Genomic DNA, 16,072 nt, shown 5'->3' with positions numbered 1-16,072 from the left:
CAGCGTACGCTTTCGGAAAGCCGGCACGCGCGAGCGGTCAACTCCCGCGCAGCGTGCGCCAAGCCTGTTTGGTCCTCACCCAGAACGGCGTAGGTGCTGGCTTGTCGTTCAAGAGCGTTCCAATCACCGGATCAACCAGCGTCGCCCCTTGGGCGAGGCGGGTGACGGTGGCCAGGCAGGCGACATAGGCGAGCCTCGCATCGTGCAGCGAGATGTCTTCCGGGCCGAACCCGCTGTGGACGAATTTGCCTCGGGCATCAAAAAGCTGCTCAACCGCACCGTTCAGCGCAGGCGGCATACCGGCCTGTTGCAAGCAGGTGGCTGCGCGACGCCGTATTCTGGCGGTCACGCCGCCCGAATAACTGTCTGTAAGCAGGGTTTCGAAAGCGATCGCGAGCATGATTACGCGTTCTGACGGTCGCACGTTGGCGCGAAAGGACCGGCGAAAATAATCGAGCGAGCGGACGAGCTTCACATAGAGTGATGCTTCCTTCGTCTCACGACGATCGAGAATCTGATGGGTGAGATAACCCGTCTCAATCTGCCGCAGCGTCGCTAGATAGCTATCGAGCTCGCCATTGGCCTTCAGGTCGTTCCAACCTGCCAGCGAAATCCGCACACCAACATCGCTCGCCTCTACCAAAGACAGTGCGTCGACATTTCGCGGAATACGTTCCGCTTCGAGCCTTTCAAGGCGCGGCGAGACCTCGATCCGTAGATAATGATTGATGTCGAGAGTTTCCTGGTTGTTTGCTCGGTCGCTGCCGATCTCGCTCGACAGGCACGGTGCCTTGAGCGAGGTCATGAGCAGCAGCGCGGTCATGGTGCGCATGCGCAGCTGGTAGAACAACTGGTTCTCGTAGGGATCGTGAGAATAGCTGTTGAAGCGGAACGCCATGACCGGATTGCTGTGGAGCCAAGAGAGCCGGTTGCCCGCAGTGTAGGAGCGTATGCCTTGGGAATCGAAGGCATGCGTGATGCCCATCGACACGCGGGCGTCGTCCAGCAACGTGATGGTCTTCTCAATATCGTTGGTCTGGGCCATCACACAGAGGCCCGCCGATTCAAGGAGCAATTGAGGATGCAGCCCCCGCCGCATGGTATCCGCGTACGGCCGTGCAATGCCGAACCCATGGAGTGGAAAGACGATCATGCCGGGATCGTGAAGCTGATGCCCGACGATCGCGTTGATGACCTCAGCAACAATGTCGGGTCGTCCCGCCTTGACGGCCTGAAAGATCAGATCATCGATAACGCTGAGGCCGACAAAGCAGTCGCGGCGCATGAAAGTCCGCGCAATGCCAGCTCGCATGAAGCACAGGTGGTGATCGAAACTGCGCCGCCACTTGACATCTCCGACCTCATCGTCCTCCGTGACGACATGCTCGACCGACGCATAGGTGGAAGCTGAGGCGGCTTGCTTGGCAAGCCAGTTTGCCTTGGTGCGGGCTAATGGCTCGTGTGCATCGAAGTCTGCGATGAGGTCGGCGGGTGTCATGGATATCGGCATAGCCGTCCTCATCGTTGCGTGACTAGGCCTTGATGCCTTTGGTCGGCTGATCCGGGATGGGCCGGGAACATGGACGGCTGATTACGGCGAGCAACGATGCTATGTTGGTCGGACAGAAAGTGTCGCCGATCGAGGTGATCGATGGAACTCGCACACAGTCGGCGAGCACACTCTGACCTGCACCTCATCGGCATCGATGCGGCGGGACGTTCAAGCGTGAGCATTTCACGACGGTCCATTCGGCGACGCTCCCCGACGAGCAATAGCCCACCGCCCTTGGCTCATCACCAACAGTGCTGCTGAAAGGCGGCTTTCGGAGGTGATCAAGTTTGCGGGCGATGACCGATTTTGAAGCGCGTTGCCGATCGTCCGTTTGACTGGCGCGAACGGCAAATTCCGTTAGGACCAGATGTTCAACGCAGGCGGAGTGAACATCTGATACTGGTCGCGACCTGCCGGTTTGCTGACCGTCCGCACCTGGGGATCAAAAATTGGATGCTGAGCGTTCGATAAGGGTCGGGATTGGCTGAATTTTGGACAAACCCGTCATCTCCGATCATGCGAGGGCGGCAGGTTTCGGTTTAAGACGTCAGTCCGGCGCCACGCGAAGATTGCCGCGATAGATCCAGCCCTCGACCGGAGCGTCCGACGCATAATCGTAGACCGCGACACGTGCCCAATCGCCCCGCGCATCCCGCACTTCTACCCATTGGTCCGGATAAACGATCCGGATGACCAAACCCTGCCGTTCAGGCGTTACCCGCAGATTGGCGCGGCCGTGGATGTAGCGGATGTACTTGTGGCTCCCTGCATCGCGCGACTCTGCAAGGTCCTCGCGAAGCGCCCTGATCTCTGCGGTTGCCGCCACGATTTCTTTGTTGGGCTCAGCGTCGCCACGAAAAGGTACAAGGTCGGGATAAAGAGAGAGAATTGACACGACGAGAGCGACCAACGCCACGACGCCGGCCTTCTGAATTTCAGATTTCGCCCAACCGCCCGCATCCTGGATAAGGTCGATCGCCGATTCTAGAACGGCAAGCCGGTCCTCCGGTGAAGCTTCGTCATCGTCCAGAGCCTCGATCGCATTGAGCACCGAGCCGAACAGCGGCGCTTCGCCCGTCCCCGCATCATATTGGTGAAGAAGGTCGGAGGCCGCACCAAGGGCAATCTCACCTTCCAGCGCAAGGGACGCCAGCGACTGATAGCCTGGGCGATACATCGCTGCGGCTTCGCGCTCGATCTGCGATATCATCGACGACGCCGTCAAACGCTGTGCGGCGGCAAGGACGGGACTAGAGATGCCGAGGCCGAGAATGCGGCTGGCCGAGGTCCAGCGCTCTTGGTCCATCTGGGTGAGGCCCAGAACCTTGGAGAGGTTACCGATCGTGTCGAGTTGTGAGCTGGCTGCAAACAACTTGCCGATCGTGGTCTGCTCGCGGAAGGCGCGGCCGAGTAGGTCGCCACGGGCAAGGTGTTCGAGGCGCGTTTGTCCGATCGTTCCCAAGTTTAGGCTGTCGAGACCACGATTCAGCTGCATCAGCTTGTTGTGGCGGTTGAGCTCGCGCATGACGGAGCCGCCGCCGAGCGTTTCGGTGATGCGACGCGCGGCATTCTTCTGGCCGGTCTCGAAATCAAGATAGTAGCGGCGCGCGCCTGCCAGAAGCCGTTCGCTCGGTTTTACCTGATCCCCGGCTTCCACCGGTTCGAGAGCGCTCGGTTTTTCGGCATCGCGCTTCCTGCTAGCGCCGAGCGAGCGGAAGATCGGGGTCGCCGCGACCAGCAGCTGCTCGGCAATTGCTTCGAGCTGATCTGAGTCCAGCGCGTCGACGACCGCGGAATCCAAGCCAGGCTTGTCCGCTTCCTCCACATCCTCGGGCGGCGCGACGCGCTCGCGCAACAAGATTCGCAAAAAGTCCGCCCCGTCTTTCCAGCGGCGACTACGCTCGCCCCCGCCGAACCATTTGATGAATGAGACTGTACGGATGCGAACGGATACTTCGCCAATCCCCGGCAACATGGCCTCTGCCGGCTTCAGAGCTTGAGAGATATCGAAACCCTTGCGCGGTGGATCATCGGTCATCAGGATCGTGTAGCACCGGATTGCGGGCAACGAAGCCGGTTTTCATAGCAATGGTGGGAGAACGGCGCGTCAGCGCGGCGTGCCCCTGTGCTCAAGGAGCGCTTTTAATCCGGCACCTTCTATATGATCCAGCTGGTCGCACCGTTCTTCATGAACGACCCACTCTGCTAGCTAGAAAGCCGTCGGAAAAGCGGAAGGTCCGCTGCTGAGGACTGAAAATCGGGCGCGGAGTGTCTGAGAAGGGTCGGGTTTGCCATAGATAGCGGCAAAGAATATCTATCGTCCATGGCGAAAAACGACTGAGCGGGCCAATCTCGGCCCGCTCAGTCGCGCATAAGTCTGCCATGGCTAGCTAGGCATGAGCGGCAGCGTCTCCAACCATCATGCGTGTCGGAATGGCCTGTGCGTCAACAGGAGTGCTATCATGAATCACACCCCCGGCATGATCGGTGGAGGTCTCGGCGGCTTGATGTTGGCGCGTGCCCTGCATGGGCACGGGATCGCGCTGACGATCTTTGAAGCGGAAGCTTTTCCCTCGGCGCGTACACAAGGCGGCTTGCTCGACATCCACGAGCATAGGGTCGCGTCCGTCAATGTGGTGTAAAATCGGGTGTGGCCACTGGGCTGCATTTTCAGGCGGCCTTGGGTGTAATCTGTAGCGGCTGTGCCTCCTCGATCATTGGTGTGGCAAGGGCGGCCATGCCCTCGATCTGCATGTAGCGGTGCTGGAGCTGGTATTCGTCATTCTGCTCGAGCAGGACGGCGCCGACGAGGCGGATGATGCTGTCCTCGTTCGGGAAGATGCCGACCACATCGGCGCGGCGCTTCACTTCCTTGTTCAGGCGTTCCAGCGGATTGGTGCTGTGGAGCTTGACCCGGTGCTGCTCGGGGAAGGTCATGTAGGCGAGCACGTCGTGCTCGGCATCGTCCATGCAAGCGCCGAGCTTTGGCCAGCGGGCGCGCAACTGATCAGCGACCTGCCGCCAGACCTGCGTCGCAGCGGCATGGTCGGGCTGAAGGAAGACCTGACGGATTGCAGCGGCAACGACGGTATTCTGGCCCTTGGGCACATAGGCCAGGGCGTTGCGCATGAAGTGGACGCGGCAGCGCTGCCAGGTCGCGCCCATGACGCGGGTAATCGCCGCCTTGAGCCCCTCGTGGGCATCGGAGATGACCAGCTTCACGCCGGTCAGGCCGCGCCGGACGAGGTCCTTGAGGAAGCTCGACCAGAACGGCTCGGCTTCGGAAGGACCGATGTGCAGGCCGACGATCTCGCGCTTGCCCTCGGTGTTGACGGCCACAGCGATTATCGCGGCGACACTGACGATCCGCCCGCCCTCGCGCACCTTGAGATAGGTAGCATCGAGCCAGAGGTAGGGCCAGTCGCCGGCGAGCGGCCGCTTGAGGAAGGCGTGGACCCGCTCGTCGATGTCCTTGCACAGCTTGGATACCGAGGACTTGGAGATGCCAGTCATGCCCATCGCCTGCACCAGTTCATCGACGCGCCGGGTGCTGACGCCGGCGATCCATGCTTCCTGGATCACCGCGACCAGCGCCTTCTCGACGGTCTTCCTTGGCTCCAGAAAGCCGGGAAAGTAGGCGCCGGTCCGCAGTTTGGGGATCTTGAGATTGAGCGTGCCGAGCCGGGTGTCGAGACTGCGGTCGCGGTAGCCATTGCGCCAGGTCGTGCGATCGCCGGAACGCTCGTGCCGGCCGGCGCCGACCAAGCCATCGACGTCGGCCTCCATGATGATCTGTAATACGTTCTCGGCGATCGTGCGCAGGAAATCTCCATCTCCGGTCTTCGCCATCAGCTCGGCAAGCGGTAATCTATCGTCGGTCATCGGGATCAACTCCTCGGTGGGCGTGTGAAGTGTGGTAACTCCACCTTACCGATGAGCCCGGTGGCCACCGAGATCGAATTCGCATGGGTGGGGCATGCCCCACCCATGCGATCGCCTCAATCTACACCGGAAATTACACCACGAGCGCGGACGCTAACGAGCATTAGCGGACAGCGCGCACTGAAGGCAGCCGGCTTGCACGATACCTGTTCACGCTTTGCGCGTCCTGGCGACAACGCCATGCGTTCAGCCAGCGGCGCATCGAAAGGAAGGTCCGGATAATCCTTCCATACCAAGGCCAGTACTTCAGCATGTTCGGGGCGGCGGCCACGGGCGATCCAGCGATTCTGGTCCGCTGGATCGAAGGCGGCAGAGTTCGCCGTCATGCCACGATATTCGGTATCAAGGGCGCGGCGATTGCTTCAGCCGGGTGGCAGGGCTTCCAACAGTGGCAATACGAGGGGAGCATGGGCGATCTCCCTGGGATCACCCTTCTGTCCTCCTCCTTCCCTTCTTCATGCTCACTGACCGCGAGAGCCAGGGTGGAAGCGCCGCGGGAACGGGCGTCAGGTCGCTCGGAGCCAGTTCACCAGCGGCAAGCCCTCGACCCGCTCGAATTCGCGGATGTTGTCGGTAACGAGGGTCGCGCCGATCGCGAGCGCGTGGGCAGCGATCAGCATGTCGTTAGCGCCGATCGGCGTACCACGGCGCTCGAGGTCGGCGCGCAGACGCCCATAGCAGGCGTCGGCATCGTCCTTGAGCGGCAGCACCGCAATGAGAGACAGCAAATCCTCGATCTTGCTTTTCAGGCGCGGCGATCCGCGCTTTTCTGCGCCATAGCGCAGTTCGCCGGCCACGATGATGCTGGTCGCAACCGCGTCCTCGCCGACATCGGCGATAGCGTGGGCGACCATGCCATCGGGCTGCCGGATCAGGTCCGACAGGATATTCGTATCGAGCAGGAACATGGATCAGATGTCGACCGGTTCTGCGGGCAGGTCCTCGATCGGGCCGATCTCTTCATCGAGCGGCTCCCAGGTCTTGAGAACGGCAAGGAGGGAGCGTGGCCGGGCGGGTTCGATGATCAGGCGCGAGCCTTCCTTGCGGATAACGGCGTCCTCGCCCGGAAGCTCGAACTCACGGGGAATGCGGACCGCCTGGCTGCGGCCGTTCTTGAACAGTTTGACGTGACGCTCGAGGTTCATGGCGACTCCTTGGCATATGACATAGCCTATACAGGCTACGAATGCGAGATATTTGCTTGTCCGGCCGCCGCAAGTGATGTGCCATTCGCGAAGGGAAGTGGGATCGGGACCGTCTGACCGCCGGCAAGATTGATGAAGGCCCCGGCATGCCCGATCGAACCGCGTCCCAGAAGATCGAAGAGCAGCGCGAGCGCATGACTTGCGAGGACGCGGTTGACGAACAGCGACTGCCGCTCGAGCGCCTCCGCGACCGAACAGGACGGCGCATCGTCTTCAGCCGCGCTCTCGTCGGCAAGTTCCGGAAAGGCTTCGAGCACGGTGGAAAGACGGGGGCGATCGCTGTTGCCGGTGCGTCGCGGACAGCCGATCAGGTACTGGCCGTCACTGGCGCGGTTGCCAAGGTCCATCCAGTACGCGGGGGGATTTCTACCGGTCTGCAAGGCCGCCCCAAGCGCCCGGCGGGCCGCGGCGGTATCGACGCAGCTGATGAGCATGTCGAAGCCGTCGACACCTATCGCTTCAGGGGCCCGTCCGTGGACCGCCTTCCACACAACGCCATGGGCGAGATTGATGCGCTCGGTCAGCGTGCGCGCCTTGGAATGGCCGATATCGCAGCGGTAGAAAGGCTGGCGCCCAAGGTTTGCCTCGGTGACATCATCGTCGTCGACCACGGTAACGTCGAGCGAGCGCGAGGAGATCGCGCGCAGTGCGGTGTCGAGCGCGGCGAGGCCCATCAGCATCTGCGCCCCGTTCCCGCCGCAGCCGGCCAGCAGGACCGTGATCGCACGATTTTCAAAGGCAGCAGGAAGATAATGCCGCCGGATCTGATCAGTGTGTTCAGTCTGCATCGGGAGCTCCTGCAAAGGGGCCGCGCGGCAAGGACAGGAACATGCCGCCCGCACAGAGCCGCGCAGCCATGGTGGGACCGTCAGGATGATCGAGGCGTCCGAAGACGATCGAGATCTTCGTCGCATGGGCATCATCGGCATCGTCGGTGGCGCTGAAAAATGCGCGGCCGCGCGCATGGCTGTGAATGTCACAGACCATATGCCAGTCGGGCGGCAGCCTGGGCATGCGATAGACCAATCGTGTCGGTGTCGCTTCATCGATATCGGGATATGCCACGGCAAACTCACGGGTCGCCTCGTTCCACCGGATGAATGCGGCGGCCTCGTCAGGAATTTTCCCAAGCAGATGCCCGAGAATCGCGTCGTGGAAGGCGTGCGGGACAAGGCCGCAGCGCAGCTCGGCCCGCGCTGCTCCGATGCTGCCATAAGGAAGATAGCCTGCGACGGGGGACGCGATCGGGACATCGAGCGCCAGCCAGGGGCGGCGCAGGATCAGCATCACACCATCCTTGCCGATGGCGAGACCATGGCCGACGCGGGAAGAGCGCAGCGCCTCGATGACCGGCGACCTTCCGAATGGCGGCACCGGATAACATGGCATGGAGTCAAGCACCGCCGCTGCCGTCGCATCATCGGCGAGCATCGTCATACCCGCGACCGCGCGATAAGTCCGCCTACCGTCACCGCGCAGACGGAGGTCTTTCTCGTGCCTCTCCCCTGCCCGGCCTTGCTCTTGCCAAAAGGCTTGAGACGGCTCACCGGAAATCGGGTTGCCGCGCGCGCCGCCAGATCGTCCCAGAGCCGCACCAGCCCGCCCTTGCCCCGCACGGTCCAGTCCTGCCCGGGATTGGGATGCGTCGACCAGGAGTCGAACACCGCGCTCTCATAGGCGGGAATGGAGGCGATACCGAGAACGCGGGGTTTGGGGATGTTGCCCCAGCAGAGACGCCCGTCGACGAAGACGTTGAGGATCGGCGAGTGCAGAACCGGTGTCTCGGCGCCAGGACGTTCATTTGCCAGGAGGGCATAGACGCCAAGACCACCCCGCGTGGCGATCAGGAGATGGGGTGGATAGGGAACCGGCACCGTCGTTCGCGCAGCGAGCGCATGGAGATCGGCCGGAGGATCGGACAGCGCGAAATAGGCCGGGCGCACCTGCGCCGGCACCCACCAGGCCAGCATCTCGGGATGAGCGACCAGCACATTGGCTGGCAGGAGCTCGGGCACGACCGTACGGCCAAGCGCCTCCGACCACTGCCGCAGATGCGCGCGCGTCAGCGGGCTACCCGCCGCGATCGTCGGCTGACCGTCGCCCCCGAATTCGACGGCATGGATGCTGGCAAAGGCAGCCGTATCGACCGGCGAGGCGGCATAGGGTTTGAGATGGCGTGGCGCCTGGTTCGTATAGAGCAGGATGGCATTTGTCAGGACGAGGCCGTCGCCGCTCGCCTCGAAGTGGGTGCTATGATCGGACATGGCAGGCTCCTGGACTTGGGTGGATCGAAGCGGATGAGGTTCTGGGCCGCGAGGAGGAACTTTGCGCCAAGGTGTAGCGAGGCGAACCAGTCCTCAATGAAGGCCGCATCGGACAAAGGGCAAATGCCGGCGATATCCATGAATCCCATTTCCATGCCGCTGCGCATGACGTCGTCGAGTTCGCGCGCGAACGGCTCGAAGGGAACCAGGGTCAGCGGCGGCAGCGAGGCGCATTCCTCAATACCGGGGAGATATTCGCTCGCGATCTCGAAATCGAAGTACCAGGCGCCGGCTTCAGACGAGAGTTTGCCGAGCGCCTCCAGCGCAGCACGCAAATCCGCCAGCTTGCGGCGCAGGGCAGCGGGAAGCCGGTTCGGCGGCGCCGCGTTCGCCGCGATCATCCAACCCGGGCGACGCTCGTCCAATTCCGAGGGAAGCATGTGTCCATCGAGATCCTCGGCGTCTGCGCCATGACACTCGATGAGGCCGCGCCGGGCCCCTTCGTCGTCGGCGGCACCGTCCCAGTAGTACAGGGACATCTCGTCGAAGAGGTCCTGGTAGCTGAAGACCGGCAGCACGCGCCCGAGCGTCTGCTCGAGCATCCGGTAGGCGGCGGCGCGCCACGCCATCGGCGCATCGCCGGCTTCGATCCATCCCAGGTCAAGCTGCCCCAGGCTCTCACAGACGATGGCGATCGCGGGCGGCCCATCCGCTTCGCTATTGAGCACGGCTATGCGCAGATCGACGATATCGATGGGGTCCAGGATTTCGAGCACGGCGGCTTCGAACACCGCCTCGATGTGGCGGCGCGCTTCGAGCCGCTTACAGGCTCTGGCATCCTGTGTCCCGGACGCGGCCCAGCGTCCGATCACCCGGTGATGGGGCGCCAGCGGCGCGTCGAAGATCGCCGGGACATCGGGTGATAGCGCGACGGCCCTGCCCACAAGATCGGCCGCAGGATCAATCACAAGATCAGCCAAGCGGCGGGAGGCGAAGTCCGGCCGGCGGCTGTAGTGGTTCGCGGACCTCGCCCGCGCCGCCCTGCGTGTCGACGACGATCCGTGCGTGGAGGGCTCGGGCCCGGGGGCTACAGGCGGGCGGGGTGAAACCGGCGGTCTCACCATCGTCTTTCTCGACCCAGTCCAGGAAGGTTTTGCGTAGCGCAGGCGGGATAGCCGCGCTCGGGCGATGCGGCGCCGGCGGCACCGGGATCAGCCCCTTGGTGCCGATGGCGCGGCGATATTCGGTGACATGCGCGCCGCCCATGACTCCGGCGTCGACCGTCTCGGCGTTGAGGATCGCCGGGTAGAGCGTCGCATGATAGGCGCGCAGCGCGGCCGGGTCATTCGCGAGATGCGGCGGCACCGGCAGGTCGATGCCGTCATAGCGATAGGTTCGGGTCAGTTGATCGATCTGCATGAGTGTGTCCTGAGAGTGATCTGGAAAATTGAGCGAGTTTTATCGCCCCGTGCGTCACCAGAGACTGGCGGGCTCTTCGGGCTTGGCGTCGGCCGGCGGACTGCCGGGAGCCTGCGCATTCGCGCCGGCGGCCGCCGCTTTCGGCGTCGGTGTCGCAGCCTTGGCCTTCGCGGCTGCGGCAGCGCGGACGGCTTCGGTAGCCTGGCGCTGCTCCGCGATCTGGTCGGCGAGTGCCTTGCGATCGGCGATGAGCCGGCCGAGCGCACCGTCATCGCCCCTGGCAAGTTCGGCATCGATCTCGGCCGCGCGCGCGGTGAGCGAGATCGGCCGAAGCTCGCCGGGGTCGGGCTTGTGGCCGCCGCCTTCAATCATGCGCGGGATGATGGTAAGTGTAACGATACCCTCGGGCCCGGCGACAAGATCACAGCCGAGAGAATAGCGGGTGAGCAGCGGGAGCAGGCTGGTAATCAGCATGGGGGGAGTTCCTTCCAGAAAGGCGTGGGAGCGTTCAGGCCGCAAGGTCCGTGATCGAACCCTCGCTCGCCGGTGCAACTGCGTGCGCGATTGGCGGCCCATATGCGCCGTCGAGGGTCATGGCGCTCGGCAGACGCCCTGCCCACTCGAAACCGAGTGCATGGAGCATTCCGGCAATGAGATCGGTCTTCTTGTGGCCCAGCAATTTGGCGAAGGCCTTTTCGCCGATGTGTGCGATCAGCCCGCATTCGCGGGCAATGAACCTGAGTTCTTCCTTCGAGTAGCGCTCTAGGAAGGTCTTATCGACGTGCCAGGCGTCGCGCAGGTCTACTGCGAAGACCCGCGCCAGATCGGCGACATGATCGAAACTGGCAACGTCCTTCGCGTAAGCCGCGCCGATGGCCGACAGCACTGTCGCTGCCTGCGCTTCCGATAGTGCCTGGATCTCCGCGATCTTCTCGCTGAAATCGAGATCGGGGAAGGACGCCCCGACCAGCAGCCCGGCACGCCCACGCAATGTCTCGACCTTGATCTGCGGGAGCGTACCGGACATCGCGGCGACCAGGATCGTGGTCTGGGCACGGGCCGGATTGGCGGCAAGCGCGCGGGCGAGCACGGTGCGCCAGGTCGCCTCGCGCAGTTCCTTAGTCCGGATAGCAATCGACCGGGCGGTGACGGTGGACTTCGGCGTATCCGGCTTCCCCGTGGCAGTATCGCTCGCCGCCACTGGTGCTGCGCGCTTGCCACAGTCGGCCGAAGATACGCCATGCTCTTCGGGGAGATGGAACGAATCGCCGCCATGGTCCCCGTTGTCATCATCGACGCCCCTGTCTTCGTCGCCGCCGGCATCGGTATGCGTATCGTCGATATCCTCCTCATCCTGCTCACCACAGATACCCGTCCCTGCAGTGATCTGCGCCGAACGTGCAGTCCTTTCAGCGCATTCCTCCTGTTCGAAGCGGATCGTTTCGGCGGTCTGGGTCTTGAGCTCGAAACAACCGGCATTTGTGCAATGCCCGTCCTCTATATGCGTCTCGAACAGGGCGCGCTGCGCTGCGGAATTGAACGGGCAGGCCAGGCATTCGCTCTTGTCGAAGATCGCATGGGCGAGATCCTGTGTAACTCGCATCAGCAGATCGCGCGTCTTGCCGACGTCGAGACCGGAGGCGAGGATTGTCTCCAGCGCCTTCTCCTGCTTGTCGGCGGGAACGGCGGCGAGCAGTTCGGCATGCCCCAGCTTGATCCGGCGCTCGTCGAGCGCGTGCTTGACCGGCTCGCAGAGACCCGCGAGCGCGAGACGACGATCGAGCTTGGTTTTCGACCAACCGAGCCGGTGGGCGGCTTCGGCATGATCGTCCTGGCACGCGGCCAGAACGCGAACCGCCGCATCGGCCTGCTCGGTTTCGGAGGCATCGTCGCGCACGTCGTTCTCGTCGATCGCTGCCTCGAGTGCCTCCTGATCGGTCATCTCGCGGATAATGACGGGCACTTCGCCCTCGGGTCCGAAGGCTTCCAGCGCCGCGCGGTAGCGACGCCCCCCGGCGACAATGAGATAGCCATCGCCCGTCTCATTCGCAGGGCGGACCAGTATCGGCTGGAGCATTCCCCGGAGACGCAGCGATGCCACGAGCTCGTCATACTTTCGGCTGTCGAAATAGCGGCGCGGATTATATCCGGCTTTGATGCTGGCGAGCGGCAGCGTGGTGACGGGCGGGGGCGACGCGGCGATCAGCGCGGTAATCCCTGTGCCGAGGCGGCGGGTACGAGCGCGGGTCATGAGCCCGACCGCAAGGTGGCAGTGCGGCTGAGCCCGGGGATGCGCGGATCGTCATAGACGCTGTTCACCGACATCTGCAGCGCCTGCTGGCGCGCGCTGAACCAGGTCGAGGCAGTGACCAGGTAGCGCTGGGTGGCGTAGTGCTCGCCGTCGCTGAAGAAAGCGACGTCGATGGTGAAATCGGAAAAGGAAATATCCGACTGGGCTCGCATGGCCTTATTCTTTCATGAGCATAGCCGCCCCGGTCGAAGTCCGGAGCGGGCGATGGAGGGAAATTTCGGATCGGGAAGTGCGCTCAGAGCGCCTGTTCGAGCAGCTTTCGGGCCTTGCCCTCGAGTTCGAGGCGGCTGTTCTGATGCGGCCTGGTGCGGGCAACCGCGGTGATGCCCTGCACGAAATCATAGACGCTAGCGGGCGGGTGCCCTTCCTCGGCGAGGACCGCCTGGATGATCTTCGTCGTCTCGGATTTCGAGAAGCCGCGCCGGCGCAGGAAGGCATCGCGGTCCTCGTCCTTGCGCGCAACGATACGTTCGCGCGCGGCCTTGATGCCCGTGATGAAGTGCTGCGGGGAGGAATTGGCGAAGTGCTTGAGCGCCGGGGCAGCCTGGTGCGCGAAGCGGGCGCCGGCGAACTTCGAATGGCGGATGTTCACTTCCTCGAAATTCTCCACGCCCCACAGGCACCTGTTCGCGCACACGCCGCGTAGATAAAATGTCGCGATGCCAAGGGTTTTGGAGCCGACCTCACTGTTCCACGCATAAAATCCGCGAAAATAGAGGTCGGGATCGCCATTCGGCAGCTTGCCTGCCTCGATAGGATGCGTGTCGTCGACGAGAAATACGAATACATCCCTGTCCGAGGCGTAGAGTGTCGTCGTGTCCTTGCTGATATCGACATAGGGGTTATAGCGCATGCTCCCCCAATCGATCGTTCCAGGGACTTTCCACCGCGTATCGCCGACGCCGTCCCCGGCGAATGCCATGATAGCCTTTATGAGTTCCCAGTCGTAGACCCGGCCATACTGACTTCCGGTCGCGGCCCGCAGTTCTGTTCGGCCATCGTCGGTCTGCAATATTTTGACCTGTTCGCCTCTGTGGGTGACAAGTCCATGCTGCAGATTGATACCAGCGAGCGCCGCAGGCAGCTGGCGCAGATAGGAGGCCGGGGCGCCGACGAGGCTCGCGACCTGGCCGAAGGACCAGTTGGTGGGTGTTAGCGGGCGATCGTCGCCAGGCGCGACCAGCGTGAGTCGTTCGGGATTATCGCTTCTCGCCTCCACACGGATCGCGCGGCTTTCGACGGTCCGGGTGGTCGAGCGATCGGCGCGGGTTCGCACACTGTCGTAGAGGCTGGAGAGCGAGAGGAATTTCTCGTCGTCGGGCCGGGAGAACCATTCGGAGGATACGCGGCTGCTGCGGCTGCCACGCGAGACGTCGATGCGATAGGGAGTGGACACGGGGGGCGTGTCGGTCATGCGGGCTATGCTCGCCATGGGTACCATCTCCTTGAGCTTGAGGGTAACGGGACGATCGCTGTCTCCCGCCGCCTCCCCATCCCTCCCTTCCCTTCTTCCGGGTCATGGGATCGCGCATTCCAACCGGCCTGATTTGGCGCTAGAATGGCGGCCGCGTTCCAAATCCTCCTTCTGGCTCATCGATCGCCAGGAGGTCTGTGCAATGACGACATTGGGTATATTGGCGCAGCTGACGCAGCTGATGCTGTCGGCGCGCCTGGGTGCAAGGCGAAGCCTGGTCGAGGCCTTCGCCCTCGAAGTGCTGGTGATCGTAATGGGCGTTGCCGGTCCCTACGCTCTTAAACTCCTGATCGACACGCTGGCACGTCCCTCGGGATCGCTTCTGTATCTGTTTGTCACCGTGATGCTGTTCGTGGGATGCTGGGCAGGCGCATCGATCCTCGAGACCGCAAGGCTCTCCTGCACCGCGAAAATGGTCGATGCGCTGGCGCGGCATTTCATCCTTCATGCACTGGCTGCGGCCCTGCCCGAGATCACCGCGGCGCGCGACAGCCGCAGCGGCCGCGTTCCCGGCATGCTGGAGCGCCTGCCCTACAGCCTGACGCTGGTCGTCGAGGGGCTGATCTGGCGGCTCGGGCCGGTGATCCTCCAGGCCCTGGCCAGTCTCGCGGTGATCGCCGGCCTGATCCGGCCTCGTTATGTCCTGATCCTGGCGCTTACTCTGCTGGGATTTCTCGCCGCGACCTGGCTCGGCGCCAGGCGTCACCGCATTCACGCCGATGCGACCAATGTGGCGGCATCGCATGTGTCGCGCACGATCGGCGATGTCGTGCGCAATGCGCGCCGCGTGGTGTTGAACGGCGCGCTCGAACGTGAGCTGCTGCAGACCGGCGCCGCCCTCGGCGCAAAGCGTCACGCGGCCGCCGGCATGTACCGTTCGCTCACGCTCATGGCCGCGCTGCAATTCTGCGTGGTTGGGCTCGGCCTTATGGCTCTGCTGCTGCTCGCCGGTCTCGATGTTGGCAAGGGACGCATGAGTGCGGGCGATTTCGTCCTGCTTCAGACTTACGCCTTCCGGCTGACGGTGCCGCTTAGTTCGCTCGGCTATATCCTCGCGCAGGCCGGGGTAGCGGTCGCCAATATCCGTGACGTCCTGACCTTTGCAACGGTCGATGAAGAGGACCGCGCCGCGCCCCCAAGTCTTGCGGCCTCATCAGATCTTGTCTCCGAGAATGTGAGCTTCTGCTATGGCCCGGGCATGCCCGGCGTGGCCAAGATATCTCTACATGTCCCGGCTGGCTCTTTCGTCGCGATCGTCGGTCCCAACGGTTCGGGCAAGTCCACGCTCGCCCAGCTTCTCGCAGGCGTGCTTGAACCGTCTTCCGGCCGGATCACGATGGGTGGGACGGATATCGCGACGATCCCCTGGGCGGATCGGCATCGCCATATCCTCTATACGCCGCAGTTCATCGGTCTGTTCAACCGGTCGCTGCGCGAGAACATCCTCTATCCCCCGGCGAACCAGTCGATCGGCGATGCCGAGGAATTGCTGCACCTCTGGCGTTTCCACGAACCCGGCAGGCCGATCGACTTCGAGATGGAACTGGGAGAACAGGGCGAGCGGTTGTCGGGAGGACAGGTCCAGAAGCTGGAACTGGCACGGCTGGCAGGAGTGGACGTTCCGGTGCTGATCCTCGATGAAAGCACCTCCGCGCTCGATCCGCGTAGCGAGGCAAATGCTATCACGATATTGCGGCGCAGAGCCGGCGGGGCGACGACGCTCATCATGATCACCCATCGGCTGGCGACGGCGCAGGACGCGGACCGGGTCCTGTTCATAGAGGGCGGACGCCTGGCAGGCTGCGGGACACACAAGGATCTGATGCGGCGATGTGCATCCTATCGCGCGTTGTGGCTCACTGCGCCGAAGTGCGGATAGCGTGCCCTCGTGACGGATGGCAGCTT

At 63.2% G+C, this 16,072-nt stretch carries 17 protein-coding genes; 2 read left to right on the top strand and 15 right to left on the bottom strand.

All coding sequences use genetic code 11. The annotated features are described in order from the left end of the window. Window positions 1–37: 37 nt before the first annotated feature. Both V474_RS07420 and V474_RS07415 read right to left on the bottom strand, forming a co-directional pair. A complete protein-coding gene (locus tag V474_RS07420) occupies window positions 38–1,498 on the bottom strand; it encodes a hypothetical protein (RefSeq protein ID WP_148649315.1) in 1,461 nt (486 codons plus the stop codon). A 601-nt stretch (window positions 1,499–2,099) separates the two neighbouring features. After that, a complete protein-coding gene (locus V474_RS07415) occupies window positions 2,100–3,590 on the bottom strand; it encodes an SH3 domain-containing protein (protein ID WP_148649314.1) in 1,491 nt (496 codons plus the stop codon). Window positions 3,591–4,014: 424 nt separating this feature from the next. Between V474_RS07415 and V474_RS07410 the strand changes: the two genes are divergently transcribed. After that, entirely contained in the window at window positions 4,015–4,194 is a 180-nt protein-coding gene (locus V474_RS07410) for an NAD(P)-binding protein (RefSeq protein ID WP_059150904.1), read from the top strand. A 28-nt stretch (window positions 4,195–4,222) separates the two neighbouring features. On the opposite strand, the gene V474_RS07405 is transcribed toward V474_RS07410, so the two are convergent. The 13 genes from V474_RS07405 to V474_RS07345 all read right to left on the bottom strand — a co-directional run bounded on the left by V474_RS07405 (window position 4,223) and on the right by V474_RS07345 (window position 14,125). Continuing rightward, on the bottom strand, window positions 4,223–5,434 hold the full coding sequence (locus V474_RS07405) for an IS256 family transposase (RefSeq protein WP_059150834.1): 1,212 nt from the start codon (window positions 5,432–5,434) through the stop codon (window positions 4,223–4,225). Window positions 5,435–5,550: 116 nt separating this feature from the next. Next, window positions 5,551–5,820, bottom strand: a complete 270-nt coding sequence (locus V474_RS25520) for a hypothetical protein (RefSeq protein WP_148649313.1) — start codon at window positions 5,818–5,820, stop codon at window positions 5,551–5,553. A 180-nt stretch (window positions 5,821–6,000) separates the two neighbouring features. Then, window positions 6,001–6,402 (bottom strand): type II toxin-antitoxin system VapC family toxin, encoded by a 402-nt coding sequence (locus V474_RS07400; RefSeq protein ID WP_059150903.1) that lies wholly within the window; start codon window positions 6,400–6,402, stop codon window positions 6,001–6,003. A gap of 3 nt (window positions 6,403–6,405) precedes the next feature. Continuing rightward, window positions 6,406–6,639 (bottom strand): antitoxin, encoded by a 234-nt coding sequence (locus V474_RS07395; RefSeq protein WP_059150902.1) that lies wholly within the window; start codon window positions 6,637–6,639, stop codon window positions 6,406–6,408. Window positions 6,640–6,674: 35 nt separating this feature from the next. Further along, complete coding sequence (locus tag V474_RS07390; RefSeq protein WP_059150901.1) at window positions 6,675–7,487, bottom strand: PRTRC system ThiF family protein; 813 nt, start codon at window positions 7,485–7,487, stop codon at window positions 6,675–6,677. Then, complete coding sequence (locus V474_RS07385; RefSeq protein ID WP_059150900.1) at window positions 7,477–8,136, bottom strand: PRTRC system protein A; 660 nt, start codon at window positions 8,134–8,136, stop codon at window positions 7,477–7,479. Before V474_RS07385 ends, V474_RS07390 begins: the two co-directional genes overlap by 11 nt. Beyond that, a complete protein-coding gene (locus V474_RS07380) occupies window positions 8,133–8,963 on the bottom strand; it encodes a PRTRC system protein B (RefSeq protein WP_059151440.1) in 831 nt (276 codons plus the stop codon). The genes V474_RS07385 and V474_RS07380 overlap by 4 nt, the downstream gene beginning before the upstream one ends. Further along, window positions 8,912–9,754, bottom strand: coding sequence for a hypothetical protein (locus V474_RS07375; RefSeq protein ID WP_236710877.1), 843 nt, complete (start codon window positions 9,752–9,754; stop codon window positions 8,912–8,914). Before V474_RS07375 ends, V474_RS07380 begins: the two co-directional genes overlap by 52 nt. Window positions 9,755–9,935: 181 nt before the next feature. Next, window positions 9,936–10,382 carry a PRTRC system protein C gene (locus V474_RS26505; protein ID WP_236710875.1) on the bottom strand — a complete coding sequence of 149 codons (447 nt, stop codon included), beginning with the start codon at window positions 10,380–10,382 and terminating at the stop codon, window positions 9,936–9,938. Between the two features lie 54 nt (window positions 10,383–10,436). After that, window positions 10,437–10,856 carry a PRTRC system protein E gene (locus V474_RS07360; protein ID WP_059150899.1) on the bottom strand — a complete coding sequence of 140 codons (420 nt, stop codon included), beginning with the start codon at window positions 10,854–10,856 and terminating at the stop codon, window positions 10,437–10,439. Window positions 10,857–10,890: 34 nt separating this feature from the next. Next, a complete protein-coding gene (locus V474_RS07355) occupies window positions 10,891–12,633 on the bottom strand; it encodes a PRTRC system ParB family protein (RefSeq protein ID WP_082699655.1) in 1,743 nt (580 codons plus the stop codon). Next, the gene (locus V474_RS07350; protein ID WP_059150898.1) at window positions 12,630–12,845 is read right to left on the bottom strand and encodes a hypothetical protein; all 216 of its coding nucleotides are present in this window, start codon (window positions 12,843–12,845) and stop codon (window positions 12,630–12,632) included. The genes V474_RS07355 and V474_RS07350 overlap by 4 nt, the downstream gene beginning before the upstream one ends. 83 nt (window positions 12,846–12,928) lie before the next feature. Next, a complete protein-coding gene (locus tag V474_RS07345) occupies window positions 12,929–14,125 on the bottom strand; it encodes a hypothetical protein (RefSeq protein ID WP_059150897.1) in 1,197 nt (398 codons plus the stop codon). 184 nt (window positions 14,126–14,309) lie between these two features. Between V474_RS07345 and V474_RS07340 the strand changes: the two genes are divergently transcribed. Continuing rightward, a complete protein-coding gene (locus V474_RS07340) occupies window positions 14,310–16,046 on the top strand; it encodes an ABC transporter ATP-binding protein (protein WP_059150896.1) in 1,737 nt (578 codons plus the stop codon). The last annotated feature ends 26 nt before the right edge of the window (window positions 16,047–16,072 follow it).

The organism is Novosphingobium barchaimii LL02, from assembly GCF_001046635.1.
In the GTDB taxonomy this organism is placed as follows: Bacteria; Pseudomonadota; Alphaproteobacteria; order Sphingomonadales; family Sphingomonadaceae; genus Novosphingobium; species Novosphingobium barchaimii.
Note: the sequence above shows the minus strand (reverse complement) of the source record. Positions and strands in the feature narration are given on the sequence as shown.

Coding starts and splice junctions, on each gene's coding strand:
- V474_RS07420 (WP_148649315.1), bottom strand. CDS start 1,498: ATGACACCCGCCGACCTCATCGCAGACTTCGATGCACACGAGCCATTA.
- V474_RS07415 (WP_148649314.1), bottom strand. CDS start 3,590: ATGACCGATGATCCACCGCGCAAGGGTTTCGATATCTCTCAAGCTCTG.
- V474_RS07410 (WP_059150904.1), top strand. CDS start 4,015: ATGAATCACACCCCCGGCATGATCGGTGGAGGTCTCGGCGGCTTGATG.
- V474_RS07405 (WP_059150834.1), bottom strand. CDS start 5,434: ATGACCGACGATAGATTACCGCTTGCCGAGCTGATGGCGAAGACCGGA.
- V474_RS25520 (WP_148649313.1), bottom strand. CDS start 5,820: ATGACGGCGAACTCTGCCGCCTTCGATCCAGCGGACCAGAATCGCTGG.
- V474_RS07400 (WP_059150903.1), bottom strand. CDS start 6,402: ATGTTCCTGCTCGATACGAATATCCTGTCGGACCTGATCCGGCAGCCC.
- V474_RS07395 (WP_059150902.1), bottom strand. CDS start 6,639: ATGAACCTCGAGCGTCACGTCAAACTGTTCAAGAACGGCCGCAGCCAG.
- V474_RS07390 (WP_059150901.1), bottom strand. CDS start 7,487: ATGCAGACTGAACACACTGATCAGATCCGGCGGCATTATCTTCCTGCT.
- V474_RS07385 (WP_059150900.1), bottom strand. CDS start 8,136: ATGACGATGCTCGCCGATGATGCGACGGCAGCGGCGGTGCTTGACTCC.
- V474_RS07380 (WP_059151440.1), bottom strand. CDS start 8,963: ATGTCCGATCATAGCACCCACTTCGAGGCGAGCGGCGACGGCCTCGTC.
- V474_RS26505 (WP_236710875.1), bottom strand. CDS start 10,382: ATGCAGATCGATCAACTGACCCGAACCTATCGCTATGACGGCATCGAC.
- V474_RS07360 (WP_059150899.1), bottom strand. CDS start 10,856: ATGCTGATTACCAGCCTGCTCCCGCTGCTCACCCGCTATTCTCTCGGC.
- V474_RS07355 (WP_082699655.1), bottom strand. CDS start 12,633: ATGACCCGCGCTCGTACCCGCCGCCTCGGCACAGGGATTACCGCGCTG.
- V474_RS07350 (WP_059150898.1), bottom strand. CDS start 12,845: ATGCGAGCCCAGTCGGATATTTCCTTTTCCGATTTCACCATCGACGTC.
- V474_RS07345 (WP_059150897.1), bottom strand. CDS start 14,125: ATGGCGAGCATAGCCCGCATGACCGACACGCCCCCCGTGTCCACTCCC.
- V474_RS07340 (WP_059150896.1), top strand. CDS start 14,310: ATGACGACATTGGGTATATTGGCGCAGCTGACGCAGCTGATGCTGTCG.